At 38.5% G+C, this 21,820-nt stretch carries 22 protein-coding genes; 2 read left to right on the top strand and 20 right to left on the bottom strand.

The window, feature by feature from the left end:
• Positions 1 to 94: 94 nt before the first annotated feature.
• The 4 genes from ABES52_RS03175 to ABES52_RS03160 form a co-directional block, all read right to left on the bottom strand.
• The gene (locus ABES52_RS03175) at positions 95 to 625 is read right to left on the bottom strand and encodes a YppG family protein (RefSeq protein WP_429648847.1); all 531 of its coding nucleotides are present in this window, start codon (positions 623 to 625) and stop codon (positions 95 to 97) included.
• Positions 626 to 727: 102 nt separating this feature from the next.
• Complete coding sequence (locus tag ABES52_RS03170) at positions 728 to 1,096, bottom strand: YppE family protein (RefSeq protein WP_429648845.1); 369 nt, start codon at positions 1,094 to 1,096, stop codon at positions 728 to 730.
• Between the two features lie 66 nt (positions 1,097 to 1,162).
• The gene (locus tag ABES52_RS03165) at positions 1,163 to 1,396 is read right to left on the bottom strand and encodes a hypothetical protein (RefSeq protein ID WP_429648843.1); all 234 of its coding nucleotides are present in this window, start codon (positions 1,394 to 1,396) and stop codon (positions 1,163 to 1,165) included.
• 303 nt (positions 1,397 to 1,699) lie between these two features.
• Positions 1,700 to 2,737, bottom strand: coding sequence for a DUF2515 domain-containing protein (locus ABES52_RS03160; RefSeq protein WP_429648841.1), 1,038 nt, complete (start codon positions 2,735 to 2,737; stop codon positions 1,700 to 1,702).
• A 115-nt stretch (positions 2,738 to 2,852) separates the two neighbouring features.
• Between ABES52_RS03160 and recU the strand changes: the two genes are divergently transcribed.
• Positions 2,853 to 3,464 (top strand): Holliday junction resolvase RecU, encoded by a 612-nt coding sequence (gene recU / locus ABES52_RS03155; protein ID WP_429648839.1) that lies wholly within the window; start codon positions 2,853 to 2,855, stop codon positions 3,462 to 3,464.
• A gap of 37 nt (positions 3,465 to 3,501) precedes the next feature.
• Positions 3,502 to 6,051 carry a transglycosylase domain-containing protein gene (locus tag ABES52_RS03150; RefSeq protein ID WP_429648837.1) on the top strand — a complete coding sequence of 850 codons (2,550 nt, stop codon included), beginning with the start codon at positions 3,502 to 3,504 and terminating at the stop codon, positions 6,049 to 6,051.
• Between the two features lie 9 nt (positions 6,052 to 6,060).
• Here the strand turns inward: ABES52_RS03150 and ABES52_RS03145 are convergent, their stop codons facing one another.
• From ABES52_RS03145 to bshB1, 16 genes are all read right to left on the bottom strand, one after another.
• Complete coding sequence (locus ABES52_RS03145; RefSeq protein ID WP_429648835.1) at positions 6,061 to 6,591, bottom strand: YpoC family protein; 531 nt, start codon at positions 6,589 to 6,591, stop codon at positions 6,061 to 6,063.
• A gap of 2 nt (positions 6,592 to 6,593) precedes the next feature.
• Positions 6,594 to 7,250, bottom strand: a complete 657-nt coding sequence (nth, locus tag ABES52_RS03140; RefSeq protein ID WP_429648833.1) for an endonuclease III — start codon at positions 7,248 to 7,250, stop codon at positions 6,594 to 6,596.
• A 22-nt stretch (positions 7,251 to 7,272) separates the two neighbouring features.
• Entirely contained in the window at positions 7,273 to 7,968 is a 696-nt protein-coding gene (locus ABES52_RS03135; RefSeq protein WP_429648831.1) for a DnaD domain-containing protein, read from the bottom strand.
• 99 nt (positions 7,969 to 8,067) lie between these two features.
• Positions 8,068 to 9,360: an asparagine--tRNA ligase gene (gene asnS, locus ABES52_RS03130; RefSeq protein ID WP_429648829.1), complete on the bottom strand. Its 1,293-nt coding sequence runs from the start codon at positions 9,358 to 9,360 to the stop codon at positions 8,068 to 8,070.
• 110 nt (positions 9,361 to 9,470) lie between these two features.
• Entirely contained in the window at positions 9,471 to 10,658 is a 1,188-nt protein-coding gene (locus tag ABES52_RS03125) for a pyridoxal phosphate-dependent aminotransferase (RefSeq protein ID WP_429648859.1), read from the bottom strand.
• Between the two features lie 25 nt (positions 10,659 to 10,683).
• Positions 10,684 to 11,154, bottom strand: a complete 471-nt coding sequence (locus ABES52_RS03120) for a cell wall elongation regulator TseB-like domain-containing protein (protein WP_429648827.1) — start codon at positions 11,152 to 11,154, stop codon at positions 10,684 to 10,686.
• Positions 11,155 to 11,171: 17 nt separating this feature from the next.
• Positions 11,172 to 11,342 (bottom strand): YpmA family protein, encoded by a 171-nt coding sequence (locus tag ABES52_RS03115; protein WP_429648825.1) that lies wholly within the window; start codon positions 11,340 to 11,342, stop codon positions 11,172 to 11,174.
• A 205-nt stretch (positions 11,343 to 11,547) separates the two neighbouring features.
• Complete coding sequence (locus ABES52_RS03110; RefSeq protein ID WP_429648823.1) at positions 11,548 to 12,354, bottom strand: ComEC/Rec2 family competence protein; 807 nt, start codon at positions 12,352 to 12,354, stop codon at positions 11,548 to 11,550.
• A gap of 49 nt (positions 12,355 to 12,403) precedes the next feature.
• Positions 12,404 to 15,172, bottom strand: coding sequence for an ATP-dependent DNA helicase DinG (dinG, locus tag ABES52_RS03105; RefSeq protein ID WP_429648821.1), 2,769 nt, complete (start codon positions 15,170 to 15,172; stop codon positions 12,404 to 12,406).
• A 328-nt stretch (positions 15,173 to 15,500) separates the two neighbouring features.
• The gene (panD, locus tag ABES52_RS03100; RefSeq protein ID WP_429648819.1) at positions 15,501 to 15,887 is read right to left on the bottom strand and encodes an aspartate 1-decarboxylase; all 387 of its coding nucleotides are present in this window, start codon (positions 15,885 to 15,887) and stop codon (positions 15,501 to 15,503) included.
• Positions 15,888 to 15,900: 13 nt separating this feature from the next.
• Complete coding sequence (gene panC / locus ABES52_RS03095) at positions 15,901 to 16,749, bottom strand: pantoate--beta-alanine ligase (RefSeq protein WP_429648817.1); 849 nt, start codon at positions 16,747 to 16,749, stop codon at positions 15,901 to 15,903.
• Entirely contained in the window at positions 16,746 to 17,585 is an 840-nt protein-coding gene (gene panB / locus ABES52_RS03090) for a 3-methyl-2-oxobutanoate hydroxymethyltransferase (RefSeq protein WP_429648815.1), read from the bottom strand. Before panB ends, panC begins: the two co-directional genes overlap by 4 nt.
• A gap of 227 nt (positions 17,586 to 17,812) precedes the next feature.
• On the bottom strand, positions 17,813 to 18,808 hold the full coding sequence (locus ABES52_RS03085; RefSeq protein WP_429648813.1) for a biotin--[acetyl-CoA-carboxylase] ligase: 996 nt from the start codon (positions 18,806 to 18,808) through the stop codon (positions 17,813 to 17,815).
• Positions 18,766 to 19,971, bottom strand: coding sequence for a CCA tRNA nucleotidyltransferase (locus ABES52_RS03080; protein ID WP_429648811.1), 1,206 nt, complete (start codon positions 19,969 to 19,971; stop codon positions 18,766 to 18,768). Before ABES52_RS03080 ends, ABES52_RS03085 begins: the two co-directional genes overlap by 43 nt.
• A gap of 4 nt (positions 19,972 to 19,975) precedes the next feature.
• Positions 19,976 to 21,109: an N-acetyl-alpha-D-glucosaminyl L-malate synthase BshA gene (bshA, locus tag ABES52_RS03075; RefSeq protein ID WP_429648809.1), complete on the bottom strand. Its 1,134-nt coding sequence runs from the start codon at positions 21,107 to 21,109 to the stop codon at positions 19,976 to 19,978.
• Positions 21,100 to 21,813, bottom strand: coding sequence for a bacillithiol biosynthesis deacetylase BshB1 (gene bshB1, locus ABES52_RS03070; RefSeq protein ID WP_429648807.1), 714 nt, complete (start codon positions 21,811 to 21,813; stop codon positions 21,100 to 21,102). The genes bshA and bshB1 overlap by 10 nt, the downstream gene beginning before the upstream one ends.
• Between the last annotated feature and the right edge of the window lie 7 nt (positions 21,814 to 21,820).

Genomic DNA, 21,820 nt, shown 5'->3' with positions numbered 1-21,820 from the left:
CAGTATCGTTTAACAGACATTTATGCCAATTGCCATTGGACATCGATGAATAAAATAACAGCAAAAGTTATCCACAGTTATTTTAGGGTACAGCCTATGTTTTAAAGATACTACCAAATCCTTTTACAAGAGAAGAAAATTGAGAGACGGCGTTCATCATTTGTCCGGTTGTATTCATCACTTTGTTTAAATCAAATGTTCCATCTTGTGATTTAAATGATTTTAATACGGATTGAAAGCCACTAGGAGGTGGTTTAACGAATCCGCCAATCGGGTATGGATTAGCATATTGCGGTCCATCCATTGGTTCATAACTGTACGTCCATTCGTCATCAGGTTGCAATGGATTTTGAAAAATTTGTTCATGTAACGGTTTGGATGGAACGTGTGGTTGCGTACCAAGAGCGGTCATGCCATAATTAGGTATGTTTGGCATCATCGGTGGTCGATTGTATCCCCATTGTTGTCCAGACGGAAATAGAATTGGGGGACTATATGGTACTGGTGGGACAGTATAATAATGACTATTCGTCCTTCTGTATGGGGATGTAAAACTAAGTATCGACGGATAGGGCCAATTCCGTTGACGCTTTCGGAAAAAGGTTCTTCTATTTTTGATTGCCATGGTACTTCACCCTCTTTCTTCGTTACCATTCTTCTGTGCTATTATCATATGATGGTGAACATAAAAGGTGAAGTGTTGAAAAAGGGAAGAAAAAATTACGAACTATTTACTTTGCCTTTCTAAAGCCTCTTTCACACGGTGTAATATGTATAGACATGATTGCAACGTACTTTTCAAACGCTTCCAGCTACTTGTTGGATAAAAAACTTCCACCGCTAACTTTTCCATATGTTCTTTCGTCGTGATCAGTTGTTGCGGAAATATATGATTCGGTCGGTACTGTTGTACCCATGGCAAGGCTAAGTCATTCCATTGTGCCAAAAGATGATGAACATTATCGGCAAACGGTTTTACTTCATGGAAAAAGTCTCTTTGTTCATCCGTTCTTTTTACTTCTGTAAAAATGGCTTCCATTTTTGCACAGGCATTAATAAGCTGTTCGGTCAGATAATGTAGTTGGTTACTTTCCATGACTGTTTCTCCTCCTTCCCAAACAAAAAAAAGCAGCTAATTAGCTACTCTGAATTTCTTACCATTCTAACTAGTCTTTAATGAAAATTCAAGCGATTGCTTCCACGGAATGGCCCCCAACATATCGACACAATGTTCGAGTTCCTCTACATGTTCTTTAATACTCTCTTCTTTTTGCTGTAAAACCCATAAAGAATGCTGTTTTTCGAGAAAAACTTTTTCAATCACCTGTTCTTCTAATTTCGTTAATTTTTGTTCCATATCTTCTAAACACTGTAAGATCTCTTTCCTAAACAGCATGGGGAAAGCCTCCTTTTTTCCATCCTTCCAACAACATTGTTCCTGTTGTTTATCTTAACTATTCCATGTATGAATAAAATTCCCTTCCGTGTTGACAAAACTAGAACGAATTCGTCAAACATAGAAAAAATTTTCTTTTTTTATCCTTTTTTTTCGACAAGGATGAAAACCCACCTTGATGACAACATTATCAATAGGAGGTGATAAGATGTCTCGAAAAAATGAGAATAAACGAAAAACCGCCAAACCAACAAAAGCTGGGGAAGGAAACCCAAAACTTGAAGGTCCAAACCGACCGGCGACTTAATACCCATTTGGCCCATTTGAAGGGCCAATTTTTTTTATGTCAGAAGATATTTTCAACAAATGCAACCCCCATAATAGTTGCTTTCGCTTACCGTCAAACCATTTTGTAATATCATACGTTTCACTTACTTCTGGATTGTTAAACCATGCCTGTCGAATGTTTTTTTCGTTGGACCAATCCTTTATTTCGTGAATATGGTGTTTTTCTGGTGGATATACCTCACGAAGTTTTGGAGTGAAAAAAGCAGACGAAAAACGCCCAAATTGTTCATAATCATGTCGTGATCCTGTATGTTTCGTTTCGATAGCAAAATGCATAAACTTTTCAATTAGTAATGGGTGAAATAAAATGTGGTAAAGACACTTACCTAATTTAATCCGTTGATTCACATTAGAAAAATGGGACACATTAGCACCATACAACCTACCCGTTAATGTCGGAAATAAAACGGAACTAAAATGAAGACGATCTTGTAAAAGAAAAAATAAGCGATGAAATACGCCACGTTGATAATACGGGTGCTTAATTACTGGTTGTTCAATGACGTGTTGTTCATTGATAATTAATGCATACACAAGTCGTTTTCGATCTTTTGTTTTCCAATACCGTTCCCATTCTTTTTTCATAAATGCGGAAACGCGAAGCGCCGGGAGTAAATGAAATAGTGGTTGTCCAAGAATCGAAGACAAATGATAGATTAACAATTGAGGATATGCATCTTGAAAAATGAGCCAATTCGCTTTTTCATACGTCAAAAAAATTTCTCTTCGAACGTGTTTTTGTAAAGCTTTCTGAAAAGGTTCCGACTGTAAATCACACATATTCCATCCTGCATTTCGTGACACCATTGACGCTAAAAACGACCACTCGATATCTGGGTGTAAAAAATAAAAGTTTTGATAACTGACGGTGCGGGAAATGTTATCTTGATTTAATCGAGTTGTTTCGTTCTTGATTAGTTGGATGAAGATTGAAGGATGACTAAAAGGGGAGATTTCTTGTAATAATCCGAGAAAAAGAGGATTTTTGTCCATAAATCTCGCTCCAATCAGCTGAATTACCTTTATCTTGTCAAGAATGGCAAGTTTTTATTCTACACCTCCCATTGAATTTTGATATGATAGAATTTAGCTTGTGAGGTGTGATGCTATGGAATTTCATTATCCGAATGGGCGGAAATACGGTCGGCCATCCTCATCATCTCATTTTAAAAATGAAGCGATGAAGAAACATTCTTACAGTAATCGAGGAATGACCCTCGAAGAAGATTTAAACGTAACGAATGAATATTATCGTGAACAAGGAATTGCGATCATTCATAAAAAGCCGACGCCCGTACAAATTGTACAAGTTCATTATCCAAAGCGTAGTGCAGCTGTTATTACCGAAGCGTACTTTAAACAGCCATCAACAACGGACTATAACGGTGTATATAAAGGAAAATATATTGATTTTGAGGCAAAAGAAACCCAGAGTGAAACCTCATTTCCGTTGCGAAATTTTCACGAGCATCAAATTTCGCATATTGAACAAGTGCTCAAGCATGGGGGAATTAGTTTTGTCATCATTCGATTTAAATCATCCGATGAATTATATTTATTGGAGGGATGTCATCTTTTATCGTTTTGGGCAAGAATGGTAGATGGAGGCCGAAAATCGATTTCCAAAAAGGAACTAAATCAGAAAGGACATCTTATTCCATTGCAGCTAGCTCCACGGATTGATTACTTACGAATTGTGGACGAGCTTTATTTTTCATAACCTTTTTTAATGGGACACTTGAAAGGAAGTGAACAACATGTCACAACAATATAAATCGAGAGAAGAGCGTAAAAAACAACAAGGAATAAAACGTAAAAAACAAAAGAGAGGAAAAAAACTAGTGTTTCGTCTCATTTTTATGCTATTCCTTTTAGGGGTAATTGGAGCAATTGGTGGAGGAATCACCGCTGCTTATTATATTAGTCAAGCCCCCCCTTTAGATGAAACTTTACTAAAAGATCCAATTGCATCTGAGATTTACGACAAAGATGGGAATTTTATTACTCGAATTGGGACAGAAAAACGAAAATATGTGGAATATGACGATATTCCAAAGTTAGTGGAGGATGCGATTTTAGCAACCGAAGATAACCGTTTTTACAAGCATCATGGAATCGACCTTATACGTTTAGGAGGAGCGGTGATTGCTAATATTACCGAAGGGTTTGGTTCCGAAGGAGCAAGTACGTTAACACAACAAGTAGTTAAAAATTCGTTTTTATCTGATGAAAAAACGATTAAACGTAAAATACAAGAGGCATGGTTAGCTTACCAGTTAGAGCAAAACTATTCAAAAGAAGAAATTTTTGAAATGTATGTTAACAAAATATACATGTCAGAAGGCATTCACGGAATTGCAACCGCTGCAAATTATTATTACGGAAAAGAATTAAATGATCTCAAGCTGCATGAAGCAGCTTTATTGGCAGGAATGCCTCAAGCGCCGAACCGCTATAATCCATACAACAATCCAGAAGCGGCAGAAAAACGGCGAAATACTGTGTTGTATTTAATGTATAAGCACGGTCGTATTACGAAAGAAGAAATGGAAGCGGCGAAGCAAATTCCGGTAACAGAAGGACTCCTGAGTGAAGAGTCCCATGTAGCAAGTAATAAATACGAGGCATTTATCGACTTAGTAATTGAAGAGGTCGAAGCGTTAGGTAATTATAACGTATTTTCCGATGGCCTAAAAATTTATACAACGTTAGAACCAGAAGCACAAGAATTCGTGGAAAAAATGTTGACGAACGACGGGATGATTCCATTCCCTGACGACAAAATGCAAGCAGGTATCGCATTGATTGATACAAAAACGGGTGAAATTCGCGCTGTAGGAGGCTCTCGAGAAAAAGACGTCAAACGGGGATTTAATTATGCTGTCGATGCGAAACGCCAGCCTGGTTCAACAATCAAGCCGATTTTAGACTATGGTCCGGCCATTGAATATTTACAATGGAGCACGTACCACCAAATCGTCGATGAACCGTATACGTATAAAGACGGAACGCCAATTCGCAACTATGATGGGTCATATCAAGGACAAATGACCATTCGAAAAGCCCTATACCTTTCTCGTAATATACCAGCATTAAAAGCGATGCAAGCGGTCGGTCTTGAAAAATCACGGGAATTTGGTGAAAAACTCGGCTTACATTTCGAAAACTTTTATGAATCTTATTCCATTGGTGGAATGGGAGAAGGAGTTTCACCGCTCGAAATGGCAGGTGCATACGCTGCGTTTGGGAATAACGGTTTTTATACAAAACCATATGCTGTGAAAAAAATCGTTTTACGCGACGGAGAAACAGAAATTAATACAACGCCGGAAACGACAGTCGCCATGAAAGATTATACGGCATACATGATTACCGATATGTTAAAAGACGTGTTAACGGTAGGAACTGGTCAAAAGGCGCGTGTTTCTGGTGTTCCGATAGCCGGGAAAACAGGTACAACAAACTATTCTGCTGAAGAAAGACAAAAATACAACATTACAAACAGTAAAGCGGCACCGGATATTTGGTTTGTTGGGTATTCAACGAATTATACAGCTGCTGTATGGACCGGGTATGAAAAAAGAAGTGACCCGATCCTACCAAAAGATCAAAAATTAGCCCAATACATTTTCAAAACATTAATGACGGAAGTTTCGAAAGGAAAAGATAATCCTGACTTTAAAAAGCCATCATCTGTCGTTGAAGTCCCTGTTGAAGTCGGCTCCAACCCGCCAAAGCTTGCGAGCGAATATACACCGAAAGAAGAAATTGTGTACGAATTATTCGTTCGTGGAACGGAACCAACAGAAGTATCCAAAAAATATGACAAACTAGAAGCGCCGTTCAATATTCAAGCTAAATACCATGAAGAAGAACACGAAATTATCTTAACGTGGGATTATGAAATAAATGAAGAGGAAGAGATTCCTGTTGAATTTGAAGTTAGTGTATCCTTTGATGAAGGACCAAAACAAGTGTTAACGACGACGAAAGAAATGGGATTAAACATTACGAACCCAATTAATGGTGGCGTATATACATTCTATATCACGGCTATTCGTGGCGAACAACGAAGTGAAGAAAGATCCGTCACGATTCAAATTCCAGATAAAACGAAAGAACTTTTTGATGATGACGAAGACGAAGACGAAGATGATGATGAGAAGCCATCGAAAGATAAAAATCAACAGGACGACTCACCATCCTCTCCGCCAGACGGAGAAAATCCTCCATCGGATGGAACGAACGATATTATTGACTCACTAATCCCTAATCCGGATCGACAAAACGGTTCACCAAGTAACTAAAAAAGCTTGTCAGTTTTCTACTGACAAGCTTTTCTTTTTATTTAAAGCTAATGCCTTCGCCAATTGTTTTTGTTGTTCTTGAAATAACTCTTGTAATTGAATAAACGAATGATATAAAAAAGGTCGATTAACAATGAAGGTTAGCCGTTCCACCACGTTGACTGGCGTCAAAGAACAGTCTTTCAGCGCAAGTTCCCATTGGTTCAAACAAACTGGACGGCCATTCGACCAAAATATCATCATAAAAAATAAGGCAATCGATTCTATCATCAATCGTTCAGTCCCTTTTTGCCGCTCATGATACATTTGACTTAGCACCTGAAGCCGTTCATTCCAAAGGTGAACGAGCTTAGGAACAAACTTCTCCCGTTCATTCCACGGATACGTGTCAAAGTTACCTGTCTTCTCCATCAATTCATAGTAGAATAATGGATCAAGCGGACGAAAAGATTGTTTACTTTCTTCGATAGGGACAAAGATTAAATTTTTTGGAAAAAATAACGGGTGAGCCAACGTAGATGGAAGCATAACTTTTAACACGATTATGCCTCCTTCACTTTTTTTAGCCTTTTCTTTCCTTCACGACATAAATCGTTTAACGGACAAACGGGACATTGTGGGTTTTGGGCTTTACAATGATAACGACCAAAGAAAATCATTCGGTGATGAGTAATAGCCCACTCTTCTTTCGGGACTTTTTTCATTAACGTTTTTTCCACTTCTAAAACAGAATCTTTCCAACGACAAATACCTAGACGTTTACTTACACGTTCCACATGCGTATCAACGGCAATCGCTGGAATACCAAAGGCGACAGAAACAACAACATTTGCTGTTTTTCGTCCCACTCCAGGTAAAGTCATTAATGTATCACGATCTTTTGGTACTTCTCCTCTAAAGGAGTCAATTAATGTTTGACATAGCTTTTGAATATTTTTTGCTTTATTACGATATAGACCGATTGACCGAATGTCATTTTGTAGTTCTTCTACCGGTACTTTGATGTAGTCTTCCGGTGTTTTATATTTTTGAAACAATTTTTTCGTTACTTTATTTACTAATGCATCTGTACATTGAGCAGACAAAACAACGGCAATTAATAATTCAAATGGATTGGAATGGTTAAGTTCGCAATGGGCATCTGGAAACATTTCTCCCATGACATCTAAACAATGACGAATATGTTGTTTGTTTAACATCCATTGATTTCCTTTCTACTGATTATTGTTCTAGCCAATTGTACAAAGGAAGTTTTTTCGTTCGTTTTTCATCTAGTGGCACTCCTTTTTTTCGCTCGCGAAACTTTTGTCCATAAATTCTGGCTTGCTCGATCGTATGAATTCCATTTTTCTTCCATTCAAATAATATCCGATCAATATAACGAAAATTGAGCTTTCCTGACATCACGGCTTCCCGTAAAGCCGCTTTAATAATGCTTGGGTCATGGTGATCTTGATCCATCCAAATGGCTAATGTCTCACATTCAATCGGTGACAACGGACGACCAAACTCTTGCTCGAAAACGGTATATAAATCGGTTTCTTTCTGGGTAAGTTCTATTTTATTTTGTTTCGTGTTTTGGCGCAAATGACATTCAATCAATTGGTACCAAAGTGGCTTCAAGGAATAAGCTTCGTATCGAATTTGGTCAGATGTATAATAATCCTCAATTGAAAGAAACCCTTTTTGAACAAGATAACGAAGAAGAACCGTGCACTCTTCTTCACTTATAGTCATTTGGGATGCCAACTGTTCAGGTGTTGGGAATGGATTCCCTTTTTGAATAGAAGCGTGAACGTGCATAATTAACACTAATTCTTTTTCGTTCATCCCAAGGGTTGTATAGTGCGACAACAACAAATGAGGGAATTGTACCATCCCATCGTTCATCATCGAAATCAGTAACTCTTTCTCCATGTTTAGACACCTCTCATCCAGTATACCATGAAGATGTAATTCGTGTGGGTGCTTAAACAAAAAGAATAACCACGCACATGTTGTACGTGGTTACTTTTCTTACGGATACAGACGGTTAAGAAGACGTGGAAACGGAATCGTCTCACGAACGTGTTCAACACCACTAATCCAAGCCACCGTTCGCTCTAATCCAAGACCGAATCCAGAATGCGGTACAGAACCGTATTGACGTAGTTCTAAATACCATTGATAAGCATCTAGTGGTAAGTTATGTTCCTCGAGACGTTGTTTGAGTAAATCATAATCGTGAATACGTTCGGAACCACCGATAATTTCTCCGTATCCTTCAGGAGCAATTAAATCGGCGCATAACACAACTTCAGGACGATTTGGATCTGGCTGCATGTAGAACGGTTTTAACTCTGTTGGGTAATGGGTAATAAAGACCGGTTTATCGAAACTTTCAGCAATGGCCGTTTCGTGAGGTGCACCGAAATCGTCTCCCCACTTAATATCATCGAATCCTTTTTCATGAAGAAGCTGAATCGCCTCATCGTACGTAATACGTGGGAACGGAGCTTTCACTTGCTCCAACTTGGATGTATCACGACCTAAGCGCTGAAGTTCTAATTGACAATTTTTGAGCACCGATTGAACGATATGGGATACATATTCTTCTTGAACTTTTAAATTGTCTTCAAATTCATAAAACGCCATTTCCGGTTCAATCATCCAAAACTCAATTAAATGACGACGGGTTTTGGATTTTTCTGCACGGAAGGTTGGACCAAACGAGAACACTTTTCCTAACGCCATCGCCGCAGCTTCCATATATAACTGACCTGATTGAGACAGATAAGCATCTTCATCAAAATATTTTGTATGGAATAGCTCTGTTGTTCCTTCAGGAGCACTTCCTGTTAAGATAGGTGGGTCGACTTTTACGAAACCTCGCTCGTTAAAGAATTCGTACGTAGCTCGAATAATTTCATTTCGAATTTTCATTATGGCATGTTGACGACGGGAACGTAGCCATAAATGGCGATGGTCCATTAAAAACTCGGTCCCATGTTCCTTCGGTGTAATTGGGAAATCTACCGATTCATGAATGATGTCAATGTCACGAACGTGTAGCTCATAACCAAATGGTGAACGACTATCTTCTTGTACTACACCCATTACATAAAGAGATGTTTCTTGGGTGATGGATTTAGCTTTCGCAAAAACCTCTTCATCGACTTCGCTTTTAACAACGACCCCTTGAATAAAGCCAGAGCCATCACGCAATTGTAAAAAGGCAATTTTACCGCTTGAACGTTTATTTGCCAGCCAAGCTCCAATCGTGACTTCTTGTCCGACATATTTATGCACTTCTGCAATTGTTGTTTTCACATTCATTCCCTCCAAAAAGATTCAACCAGCTATCGTATGTATCGTTAATATTATACCGATATGAATAAAATCAAGCAATACGTATATCCTTCAAATAAAAATGGCTAAGATTACTTAGCCATTTTTTGTTCAACGAATGAATGAATACGTTGAATTGCTTTTTCTAGTAATTGTAAAGATGTCGCATACGATAAACGAATGTTATCCGGTGCCCCAAAACCAGAACCAGGAATCACCGCTACTTTGGCCTCTTCAAGTAACGCTTTGGCAAAGTCATCTACGTTAGCGTATCCTGTACATTCTGCCGCTTTTTTCACATTTGGAAACAGATAAAACGCTCCTTGCGGCTTGACACAAGAAAAGCCAGGAATTGCCACTAATTGGTCGTAAATGATATTTAACCGTTCTTCAAACGCTTGGCGCATTTCTTCCACTGGTACTTGCGTGCCTTCATACGCAGCAATGCTAGCAAACTGTGCGGTTGTCGTTGGGTTGGATGTTGAATGACTCGCTAAGTCCGTCATCGCTTTTATGATTTGTTGGTTACCTGCTGCATAACCAATGCGCCAACCTGTCATGGAATGTGATTTAGAAACACCGTTAATAATGATGGTTTGATCTTTTAATTCAGAGGACAATTGGGCAATCGAAACGTGTTTGGCTCCACCATAAATGAGCTTTTCATAAATTTCATCAGAAACGATAAGAACTCCTTTTTCGATACAAACTTCACCAATGGCTCTCAACTCTTCTTCGCTATATAACATCCCTGTCGGATTGCTAGGTGAATTAATTATAACCGCTTTTGTTCGTTCGGTAATGGCTTCTTTTAATTGTTCGGGAGTAATCTTGAAATGTTGCTCTTCTTTACCTTCAATGAATACAGGAACTCCTCCAGCTAATTTCACTTGTTCAGGATAGCTGACCCAATAAGGAATTGGAATAATTACTTCGTCCCCTTCGTTTAGTAATACTTGGAAAAGAGTATATAATGCATGCTTGGCGCCACTAGTGACGATAATTTCAGAAGAGGTATAATCTAACCCTTGATCTTGTTTAAATTTTCGAATAATCGCTTCTTTTAAGGCTGGTAATCCTCCAGACGGTGTATATTTCGTTTGTCCTGCATGCATGGACTCGGTCGCTGCTTTTAAAATATGTTCTGGTGTATTAAAATCAGGCTCCCCTGCACCAAGCCCAATCACGTCAATTCCTTTTGCTTTCATTTCTTTTGCTTTTGCCGTAATTGCTAATGTAGATGAAGGTGTTAAAGCACTCACACGGTCAGCTAAAGTAATTTTCATTTTACAAACCCCCAATTTTTTAAAGTTTTTCAATAGTTCTCCACCATTCCCCAGTATCAAAACGAATGTAATAATAATTTAATTGATCATGTTCGTTAATATAAGCAATCTCCCATAAGGGAATTGTCCTCTCCATCCCTAAATGGGCATGTAGAATTTTTTTTGGCGATTTATCTGCTTTTAATTTCTGAATGGCTTCTTGTTCTGATATTCCTTGGTCCCATCGAAGGACTGTCGTTTGTTTCGTTTCCTTATTTATCCAAACAACATATTTTTTTCCGTTTTCCCTTAACCCAATGACGACATAATAACTAGATGTTCCATGATACCAATAAAAGGTCTCTGGATTGGTAATGTCCGCCAATTGTTTAGCTAAACGAAAAGCTTCTTGTTCAGCGTTTTTAAAAGGAGCGCTTGCTTGAACATATAAGTAACCCGCTCCAACAAGAAGTAATAAGCCGAAAAAAATAATGGTAACCTTTTTTTTCATATTATCACTTCACATTCTTATGTACGATAAATGGTAAAAATAGCTTTATCTTTATTTTCTGGATCTAAGCTTAAACCAAACATTAAATCGTTACGTTTCAAGGTCCGATTTAATAAATCAACAATTTTGTACAGATCTTCATGATAGTCAACTTTTACAGATGATAAAATCTCGATTTTGCTATCCACTTCATCTCCCCCATTTCAAACAAAAATTGTTACAAATACATTGCATTTTGGTGGTAACAATAAAAGTAATGACACCTATTGAATATTATATCAGCAATGTAAGTCAAAAACGTTGTAAAGTCAATAAATAATCTTTCTAGTCCACTCACACGCTGAAAGGCTGCGATTAAATCGCAGCTTTTTTGCATGTAACATTCAGTTTAGTTCATTTTAGCTCTGGCGGCAATGTGATGACTTCATAATTCGTAGGAGAAAATTTTATCGTGACTAAGCCATGATTTTTCGTATAATACACGTCAATCCACGATTCATTCAATAGTTTCATTATGTCTTCATGTGGACGTTGATTTTTCGAGTAAAAAATAATGGCCACTTGCGGGTCCATATGATGAACAATTTGTTCTGTTATGGATTGTTCTTCGGCATAGTTAGCGACTTTAATAATATTCACATTTTTTAATGGCAATTGTAAAATGTGGCGCTCCCCATCCTTGGAACATGAAGAAAACCAAACCAATTGATGTTCATAAAAAGAAAACTGGAAATTTAATAGAAGCGGATTCATTTCTTTCCACAGTATTTTAGCATGTAATTGCTCCGAAAGAGAATAGGTCTTACCTTCCTGCCAAACGGTATTAAAAACGCTTCCTTTTTGAAAAAGGATTTTTTTTCCACTAATCACTTCTTGAACATGATATTTGTGAATGAGCTCGGTTAACAGTTCAACATCAATGGCATCGTGGGAGGTAAGAAGCATTCGTTGGATATGATTTACTTTAAAGTATGATAATTGCTCCTTTAATTGCTTCACATTAGTCGATTGACCATTTGTCAATAAAATATACTGATGGTCAGGCAAATGAATTAAGGCTATTTCCCCGTTGTTTAATGACAAAAACGTGATAGCCATTTCATCGTCTTTTAAATTTAAATCGATCATTTCCGCATAAGCGATAGTAGAATCAAAACATATGCAAATTAAAATTATGTGTAAAAAAAATCGAGCACCCATCATCATTCCTCCATCCATTTGTTAGGGTGCGTCGATTTGTAGAAATTTATCATAACCATTGATGAATAAATGAAATGGTTTCTGCAATTGATTGTTCGTATACTGGAACTTGTGGAATTGATGCTAAAAACGTCTCACCATATTTCGTCTGTACGATTCGTTGGTCAAACACAATGACTACCCCACGATCAGTCTCATGTCGCAATAATCGGCCAAAACCTTGTTTAAAACGAATAACTGCCTCTGGTAGGGAATAATAATAAAACGAATTTTTTCCTTCTTGTTGAACGCGTTCACACATCGCTTCATGAAACGGCTCATCAGGTGGAGAAAACGGTAGTCGAACAATACATAAACATGATAAATCTTCTCCCGGAATATCGATTCCTTCCCAAAACGTACTTGTCCCAAACAAAATCGCTTTGTCGAAGCTACGGAATAGTTTAGTTAGACGTTGTGCTGACCCTCCGGATACACCTTGCGCAAGTAGGACGTATTGGTCCAACAATTGGGAGTCTTTCATTAACTCGTACGTTTTCTTTAACATATCATAAGAAGTAAATAATATGAGCATGCGTCCTTTCGTCGCTTGCGCAATTCCAATTAATTGGCTCGCAATCGTTGTACAATACTCTTCCATCGACACATCTCGAACTGAAGGCACATCATTTGGGACGATTAAACGGGCATTTTCCTTATAGGAAAACGGAGATGGAATGATTTTTTTATATGCAATTTCACGTTCCGATACACCTAATTGACTTAAAAAGAAATTAAAGGATCGGTTAACCGTCAATGTGGCTGATGTCATAATGACGCTCAATTTTTCGGCAAAAAACAGGTCATACATTTTTTCTTCCACATATAATGGCTGCCAATTAAGCTGAATACTATTAGGTAGCGCCCGCTCGTCTCCTTCTGCCCATTGAATAAAACTGCTTCCCGTTCTTGTAAAAAAGTAGGTCAGTTGTTCTTTTAGCCGTTGACATTCTTCCAAATAAACGGTACCTTCATTAAACACAAGATAATCACCGTCAGATAAGTTTGTTTTTACGCCTTCCAAAAGGGCCAATCGTTCATTCAAATCCTCTTCCAATTCATTCATCATAAAAATTATTCGTTCGGCAATTAGTTTCGCCGTTTTCCATGTCTCAGATTCCCAGTCATGAAGTTGAATACGTAATTTCCCTTTTCCTACTTTCCATGAGCGTCTCATCCAGTTCCCAATAATCGTAAAAAATTCATCAACTTCTTGCGAAAGGTTCTGAACAAGTTGAACGACTTCAAATGGATGTTTTGTTGGCTGAAACCCGTATTTTTCAACTACATCTTCAAATCGTCTAAGAAGCTGTTGTTGCTCGTATGAACCCAACAAGCCTAAATGATATTTAACGAAAGCATAGCTTATTTGTTCACCAAAAAAGTGCGATGCTACCTTCGGTAAATGATGGGCCTCATCAATAATCACATATTTAAATGGAGGCATAGTTCCCTTTAAAGAATTTTGTAGTAAAAACGCATGATTGGTGACGATGATATGGGCATTCTCGGCTTTCTTTAATGCTCTTAAATAAAAATCATGCTCCTTCCATTCGTTTCGTTGCTTCGCTTTTTCCCACCCATAATGCTTAATTCGATTCCAAAATAATTTCCCCCCACTCGATAAGCTTAACTCGTCCACATCTCCGGTTTCCGTCTCCGTTAACCAAACTAATATTTGCATTTTTGCTAATATATGGTCGTACGTTGTATCTAATTCAGTTAACGTTTGTTCAAACTTAAATAAATCGATGTAATACGTTTTTCCTTTTAATACATGGACACGAAGTGGAAGAAATTCGTTTAGCCACTGAACTTCTTTTTCCATTAATTGCGTTTGCAGTTGAACCGTATGAGTACTAATAACAATTTTTTCTCCTGTCTGTAAAGCAAAATTGGCTGCTGGAAGTAAGTAGGCTATAGTTTTTCCAACACCCGTTCCTGCTTCAATAACCGCATGCTGCTGGTGATGTAAAGCACGTTCAATAACATTCATCATTTCGAGTTGTCCTTTGCGATGGCGATAGTTAGGAATAGCCTTTTTTAAAACTAAATGCTTTTGGTCCCCAATGCTTGTGCTAATTGCCTCTTTTTTTTCCGACAACGAATTTTTTTCATTATTTTTTAGAGCAATACCTCTGATTACTTTGTACGTGTTGTCATTCGATAGGATTCGATTTTCATCTATGGTTTCAAATAATAACCATAAATCACTTTTTAAATATTTAGCGAATTTTTTCAATTGTTTAATCGTAACTAGTGGTAGACGGTTCAGCTTTTGATAAAACTCGATAAATAATTGTGCAGTGACGAGGGCATCACTGTCTGCTTGATGTGGACGATCATGTTGAAATCCAAATTGTGCTGCTAGGTCAATTAATTTATAACTTGGTAGTGTAGGGTACGTTATTTTCGCGAGTTCAACCGTATCAATCACGTTTCCGTTAAACGATGGATAACCGACCTTTTCCATTTCATGATTTAAAAACGTTAAGTCAAATAAAGCATTGTGAGCGACAAACACACTATCGTGTAACAAATTCCAAACAGTCGGAGCAATATCTTTAAACGTTGGAGCATTTTTCACCAGCTCATCGTTAATTCCTGTTAACTCTTCAATAAATTCGGGGATTTGTTTATCTGGTCGAACAAGTGATTGAAACGCTTCAACTACTTGTTCATTTTCAACGACAACGGCTGCCAATTGAATAATTCGATCCCCTTTTTTGGGTGTATTTCCGGTCGTTTCTATATCGATGATTACAAATCGCTGATTCATGAATGACTCACCTTTTTCTTATGACCAACTCCCAAATGGAAATCGGGAGGTGATTGTATTGCTTGAGATGTCAACGTTTTGAGTATACTTATGTGCAAAACGTTAACACGAAACGAAAAATTGTGCAATGATTCATACTTAAAACGTTTTGAATTGGTTGGTTTTTCCTTACGACACGTTATAAAAAACTTTAGTTTAGGCTACTCTTGTTCGTTATAAATTTGTTCTATTGTAAAGGTACTTTTGGTTTGCTACACAATCCATATCTCTAAAGTAATTAAAGTGTTCAAATGGAGCGTATCAAAAAAGCTCGGAATGTCTTCCGAGCTTAATTCATGACTGTATGAGCAGGTTCATAGGTGATTAATTCCTTAATTCGGTTATTTTCATCCATTATCGCTACTTTTGGACGATGGCTACTTACTTTTTCTTCTGGAACTAAGGCATAAGAAATAATAATAACGATATCCCCTTCTTGAACAAGGCGGGCTGCAGCTCCATTTAAACAAATAACTCCGCTTCCCCGTTCACCTGGAATAATATATGTTTCAAAACGAGCACCGTTATTGTTGTTAACAATTTGTACTTTTTCATTTGGAGCCATACCAACCGCATCTAAAATGTCTTGGTCAATTGTAATGCTGCCAACGTAGTTTAAGTTCGCTTCCGTTACGCGAGCACGATGAATTTTTCCATTCATTAATGTACGAAACATCGTTGTTCCTCCTTTATTTCCGGTGCAAAATAATGTTATCGATTAATCTTGCTTTAGAGAACCGTACGGCAATAGCAATTATAACCGTCCCTTCAATAACGTCAATCGGTTCAAGTGATGGATAGGAATATAACTCAATGTAATCAATCTCACCTGATGTCTGGGAAGAAAGGTAATTTCGAACGACGTTAATAATGATTTCCGGTCGTGTTTCTCCTTGTTCAATTAGTTTCTTTGCCTTTAATAGACTTTGATATAAGGCAGGCGCCTCTTTTCGCTCTTGAGCGGTTAGATTGACATTTCGTGAACTTTTCGCAAGTCCATCTTCTTCCCGTACGGTTGGAATAGGAACGATTTCAATTGGGAAAAAGAAATCCTTTACGAGCCCATCTACAACTGCTACTTGTTGGGCGTCTTTTAAACCGAAATACGCTTTATGAGGAAAAATTAAATGAAAAAGCTTGGTTAAAACGGTCACTACACCATCAAAGTGTCCTTCCCGAGAGCGTCCACACAAAACGTTGACCCTTTTCGTTACGGTCATTTGAACAGATGCCTCATAGGGATACATCTCTTGAACAGAAGGAATAAATAAATAATCAACGCCCACTTCTTTGGCAAGTTGTTGATCTCGTTCAATATCTCGCGGATAGCGTTCATAATCTTCGTTTGGACCAAATTGAAGCGGGTTAACAAAGATACTCATCACGACAATATCACAGTCTTTTCGCGCCTGTTCAGCTAAAGTTAAATGACCTTCGTGAAGATATCCCATCGTCGGGACAAATCCAATCGTTTTTCCCGCTTTTCTTTCTGCTAACATGAATTGTTGAATTTCTTTTGATGATGTAATTACTTTCATCCTTTTGTTCCTCCATACAGGCTGTTCAACTCTTCCTCTTTCATCGTAAATGAATGTTGGGTTTTTGGGAATAGATTTCGCTTCACTTCATGAACATATTGCCTGAGGGACGCTTCAATCGACTCATTGACATTGGTATACATTTTGACGAATTTTGGCACTCTGTCTACTCCATATCCGATGAGATCGTGATAAACGAGGACTTGTCCATCGGCGTCCGCTCCCGCACCAATACCAATCGTCGGAATATCCAGAATGTCTGACACTTCTTTTGTTAATTGTCTTGGAACACATTCTAACACTAAGGCAATGGCCCCTGCATGTTGACACAACTTAGCATCTTCTATCAACTTTTGGGCAGCTTCTGCTGTTTTTCCTTGCACCTTATAACCACCGAGAACACCAACTGATTGGGGTGTCAAACCAAGGTGAGCAACAACAGGGATTCCTCCGTGTGTTAACGCCTCAATCATGTGAATAACTTGACCGCTTCCTTCGACCTTAACCGCGTGTGCTCCACCTTCTTGAACGATTCGAGTAGCAGCTTTTAGCGTATCTTTCGTTGAATAGTGATACGTCATAAACGGCATGTCTGTGACAATAAACGTATTTGGAGCTCCTCTTTTTACCGCCTTCGTATGATGAATCATGTCTTCTAATGTGACCGGAATGGTTGATTCATAGCCTAACACAACCATTCCCAGCGAATCACCAACGAGAATCATGTCGACTTCCGCTTTTTCGGCTAATTTTGCCGATGGATAATCGTAGGCGGTAATCATGGCAATTTTTTCTCCATTTTGTTTCATTGTTAAAAAATCTGTTACCGTTTTCATATCGTCCCTCCTTACGATTCAGAGGGAAAGAAACTTGTCCCATAAGAAAAGGTCCTTCCCTATAGGCGGCAGAAGGACCCTTACTCTTAGATGTTTGTTTCATCCCTCTGTCCTAGTCCGTTTTGGATCAAGGCAGAATCTATTTTTTATCATACTGAGGTAAGGTGCAGTTCATGACGATACTGCCCACCAAAATTATAACAAAGATTCCCTCTTTCTGTACAAGATTAACTTTTAATTTCGATATCTGCAGAATAAATATGATGAATGATCCCTTGAGCATCTTCTAGTTGTAATATGCCTTCATCAGTAATACCCAAAGCTTTTCCTTCAATTGTACCGTTAATCGTACGAGCAATAATATTCTTTCCAATACTTACTGCACGACTTTCCCACATGAGTTTAATCGGACGAAATCCTTCTTCCATATATAAATCATAATATATTTCTAGCTTTTCTAAAATTCGCCGGACTAATTGTGCACGGGGAATTTTTTTCTTTGCTTCAATCGCAATGGAAGTGGCGATAGGCTTAATGTCAGCGGCAAAGTCAGTCGACGACTGATTGACATTGACACCCATTCCTATAATGATGGAGTGAATTTTATCCGCATCTGCTTGAAGCTCTGTTAAAATGCCAGTGACTTTTTTACCTCGAATGAGAATATCATTCGGCCACTTAATTTCCGCTTCAATACCACTGATCTCCTCAATTGCTTGGGAAATCGCCACAGCGGCAATTAACGTAAATTGCGGAGCTTTTTGTGGTGGTAAGTTTGGTCGTAAAATTAAGCTCATCCAAATGCCAGTATATTTCGGTGAGTACCATGAACGGGTCATTCGTCCTCGTCCGGCTACTTGTTCTTCGGAAATAACAAGTGTTCCTTCGGGGTACCCTTCGTAACTCAGGCGATGAGCAATTTGTTGCGTGGATTCGACCGATTCTTCATAATAAATCGTTTGACCGAGACGCTTTGTTTGAAGTCCAAATTGAATTTCATTTTCAGTTACTTTATCTGGGGCTTGAACAATTCGATATCCCTTTTTACGAACGGCTTCTAATTGATACCCTTCTTTCCTTAATTCTTCGATATGCTTCCAAACGGCTGTCCTTGAACATCCTAATATTTTGGCTAAGGTCTGCCCTGATAAAAACTCTCCATTAGCCTCAGCAAAAGCCTCTAGCAATTGTTTTCGAATTGGTGATTGCACGACTGTAGCCACTCCCTTATTTGATCTTTATCATTTTCAACGACGCCGTGTAAAACCGCCAACTCAACCTTTTCTAATACATCTTTTACCCACGGGCCACCAGGACGTTTAAACCAATCCATTAAGTCATTCCCTGATATGGTTAGCTCTGAACGATGGTGAATAGGCATTTGATTGAACTTTTCTTCCCACACATACCATACGGATGACGTTATACCATTGATGGCGTCGTACAATTTTTCTACTGAATACGCAATCGGTTTCGTTGCTTGATACAGCGTTTGGGTGGTCCATTCTTGTTGCAATCTTTGTTTTAAAAAGTTGTGAATGGTCGAAATTTCTTTGCTCTGTTTCGACGGTAATCTCCACTCTTTAAAAAAGGTTCGCTCATTTATCGGTTGAAGAGCGTAAAGCAAAAGAGCCCACATTTCATTGACAGTTAACGAATCGTTCATCCATGAAATTGCTTGATGTAGCTTTTCTCCCTTTCCCTTTAACATCGGTAAATAGTTATATAACTGGGTTAACAGTAATAACTGAAACGCCTTGTGACGATATGGTCCGGATAACAATTTTTCAAATTCGACAAGCTTTCGCTCAACAGCAATATGGGCTAATAAATGGTTATGCTTTTCCAACGCTCGCTTGGTCGATTCTTCTAACTGAAAACCTAATTGACTTACAAATCGAACGGCCCGCATCATTCGTAAAGCATCTTCCGTAAACCGTTCATCGGGGGAACCAACCGTTTGCAAAATCTTTCGCTTCATCGCTTCTTGCCCATCAAATAAATCAATAATCTTCCCATTTATGTCCATCGCCATCGCATTAATCGTAAAATCCCGTCGCTTTAAATCTTCTTCTAATGACCGAACAAAGGTCACTCGTTCTGGTCGTCGAAAATCTTTATAGTCCGATTCTGTTCGAAAAGTCGTCACTTCGTAGCCTTTTCCATTATGTAAGATTAAAATCGTTCCATGTTCAATACCAACATCAACAGTTTTTGGAAAAATCCCCTTTAGTTCATGGGGTAATGCTGACGTGGCGATATCTACATCGGAAATCGGACGGTCGAGAAGATAGTCTCTGACCGCACCTCCGACAAAATACGCCTCAAAACCATGTTGTTGTATTTTTTCAATAATTGGAATCGCGGATCGAAAAGGTTCTCTCATCATTCTAATTCCTTTCTTCCATTAAACGAACATAAAGTTGTTCATATTGTTGAACGATTTTTTCCGAATGGAATTTGTCATAAACCGTACGTACAGCCTGCTCGGAAAACGTTTTGTGCAAATCTTCATCTGTTACTAGTTGAAGGCTTCGTTCGGTGATTTGATGAATGTTTCCAACCTCACAAATAAATCCGTTTTCACCATCTGTGATAACTTCTGGAATGCCTCCGATGTTCGTTCCGATACATGGTACACCACAGGCCATTGCCTCTAATGCCACTAACCCAAAGCTTTCTTTTTCTGAAAGTAAAAGCATCACATCACTAATCGAATATAGCTCTTCTAAATTATCTTGCTTTCCTAAGAAAAGAACATGTTTTTGTAAGCCCAGCTTTTTCACTAATTGACAAACAACGGTCATTTCTGGACCATCTCCAACGAGCAATAACTTCGCCGGAATCTTTTGCTGAATGTTGTAAAAAACTTGTACAACGTCTGGTACTCGTTTGACTACTCGAAAGTTTGAAACATGAATGAATACTTTCTCCTGTTCGTTTATGCCGTATTCTTTTTTTAATGAACTAGACTCTACCTTTCGGTAAACTCGCTCATCAATAAAGTTATAAATGGTTTGAATATTTTTATTCGGTCGAATCAAATCATACGTTTGTTGAACGAGGGCATTGGATACGGCAGTGACACTATCCGATTGCTCTATCCCAAAGCGAATCGCTTCCTTTAGCGATGGATCGTATCCTAAAACGGTGATATCTGTCCCGTGTAGGGTAGTTACAATTTTTACATCATTGTTTGACATTTGTTTTGCTAAAATGGCACAGACTGCATGAGGAATCGCGTAATGGACATGCAAGATATCTAACTGTTCTCGTTGAATGACTTCCGCCATTTTATTCGCTAATGCAATATCGTACGGTGGATATTGAAAAACGGAATAACTGTTCACTTCTACTTGATGGAAATAAATATTTGAGTACATTTTTTTTAAACGAAACGGGACGCTTGATGTTATAAAATGTATTTCGTGTCCTCTCTCTGCTAAAAGCTTTCCTAATTCTGTGGCGACAACCCCTGATCCCCCAACCGTAGGATAACATGTTATACCAATTTTTAATCGCATTGATCATCACCTAGCAAATCATGATGTAATAACACCGGCTGCTTTGTCATAAACCCTTCCGCATAACGAACTCCCACTTCTTTTCCGAGAATTCGTTCTCTAGCCGTAACAGCCTCAATATACCCATCTGTTAAAGGGGTCGCGACACCATCAGGAGATAATGTAAATTGGCTTTCATACGCTTTTAAGCTTTGAATTTTCTTTTCGATAAACGGAGAGATGTCAATTGCTACATGCGGTCGATAAAAGCCATTAATCATGTAATAGAAGACCTTTTTTACTTTATGGGCATCATAAGATGATATAAATTTACGTATCCCTGCAGAAAATACCGCTTCATCCACTAATTTGGAGCAGTTGCCATGATCAGGATGCCGATCTTCCCAGTACGGGGCGAAAACAACGGTTGGCCGGTACTCACGGATGACATCGACGACCAATCGAATATGTTCGTCCGTCAAATAAAGCCCCCGATCTTTTAATGGCAATGTGATTCGTTTTTCTACACCAAGAATATGGGCGGCATGTTGCGCTTCTTTTTTTCTTCGTTCAACGGTTCCGTTGGAGGATAGCTCTGCTTCGGTCAGATCACAAATAACGATTCTTTTCCCCACCGAAGCGAGCTTGGCAATCGTTCCGCCCATTCCAATCTCCACATCGTCAGCATGGGCCCCAAAGCATAAAACATCGATTGGTGTATTCATGAAGTCT

Origin of the sequence: Aeribacillus pallidus, assembly GCF_050478865.1 — a bacterium.
In the GTDB taxonomy this organism is placed as follows: domain Bacteria; phylum Bacillota; class Bacilli; order Bacillales; family JACDOC01; genus JACDOC01.
Note: the sequence above shows the minus strand (reverse complement) of the source record. Positions and strands in the feature narration are given on the sequence as shown.

Coding starts and splice junctions, on each gene's coding strand:
- ABES52_RS03175 (WP_429648847.1), bottom strand. CDS start 625: ATGGCAATCAAAAATAGAAGAACCTTTTTCCGAAAGCGTCAACGGAAT.
- ABES52_RS03170 (WP_429648845.1), bottom strand. CDS start 1,096: ATGGAAAGTAACCAACTACATTATCTGACCGAACAGCTTATTAATGCC.
- ABES52_RS03165 (WP_429648843.1), bottom strand. CDS start 1,396: ATGCTGTTTAGGAAAGAGATCTTACAGTGTTTAGAAGATATGGAACAA.
- ABES52_RS03160 (WP_429648841.1), bottom strand. CDS start 2,737: ATGGACAAAAATCCTCTTTTTCTCGGATTATTACAAGAAATCTCCCCT.
- recU (WP_429648839.1), top strand. CDS start 2,853: ATGGAATTTCATTATCCGAATGGGCGGAAATACGGTCGGCCATCCTCA.
- ABES52_RS03150 (WP_429648837.1), top strand. CDS start 3,502: ATGTCACAACAATATAAATCGAGAGAAGAGCGTAAAAAACAACAAGGA.
- nth (WP_429648833.1), bottom strand. CDS start 7,250: ATGTTAAACAAACAACATATTCGTCATTGTTTAGATGTCATGGGAGAA.
- ABES52_RS03135 (WP_429648831.1), bottom strand. CDS start 7,968: ATGGAGAAAGAGTTACTGATTTCGATGATGAACGATGGGATGGTACAA.
- ABES52_RS03120 (WP_429648827.1), bottom strand. CDS start 11,154: ATGAAAAAAAAGGTTACCATTATTTTTTTCGGCTTATTACTTCTTGTT.
- ABES52_RS03110 (WP_429648823.1), bottom strand. CDS start 12,354: ATGGGTGCTCGATTTTTTTTACACATAATTTTAATTTGCATATGTTTT.
- dinG (WP_429648821.1), bottom strand. CDS start 15,172: ATGAATCAGCGATTTGTAATCATCGATATAGAAACGACCGGAAATACA.
- panD (WP_429648819.1), bottom strand. CDS start 15,887: ATGTTTCGTACATTAATGAATGGAAAAATTCATCGTGCTCGCGTAACG.
- panC (WP_429648817.1), bottom strand. CDS start 16,749: ATGAAAGTAATTACATCATCAAAAGAAATTCAACAATTCATGTTAGCA.
- panB (WP_429648815.1), bottom strand. CDS start 17,585: ATGAAAACGGTAACAGATTTTTTAACAATGAAACAAAATGGAGAAAAA.
- ABES52_RS03080 (WP_429648811.1), bottom strand. CDS start 19,971: ATGAGAGAACCTTTTCGATCCGCGATTCCAATTATTGAAAAAATACAA.
- bshA (WP_429648809.1), bottom strand. CDS start 21,109: ATGCGATTAAAAATTGGTATAACATGTTATCCTACGGTTGGGGGATCA.
- bshB1 (WP_429648807.1), bottom strand. CDS start 21,813: ATGAATACACCAATCGATGTTTTATGCTTTGGGGCCCATGCTGACGAT.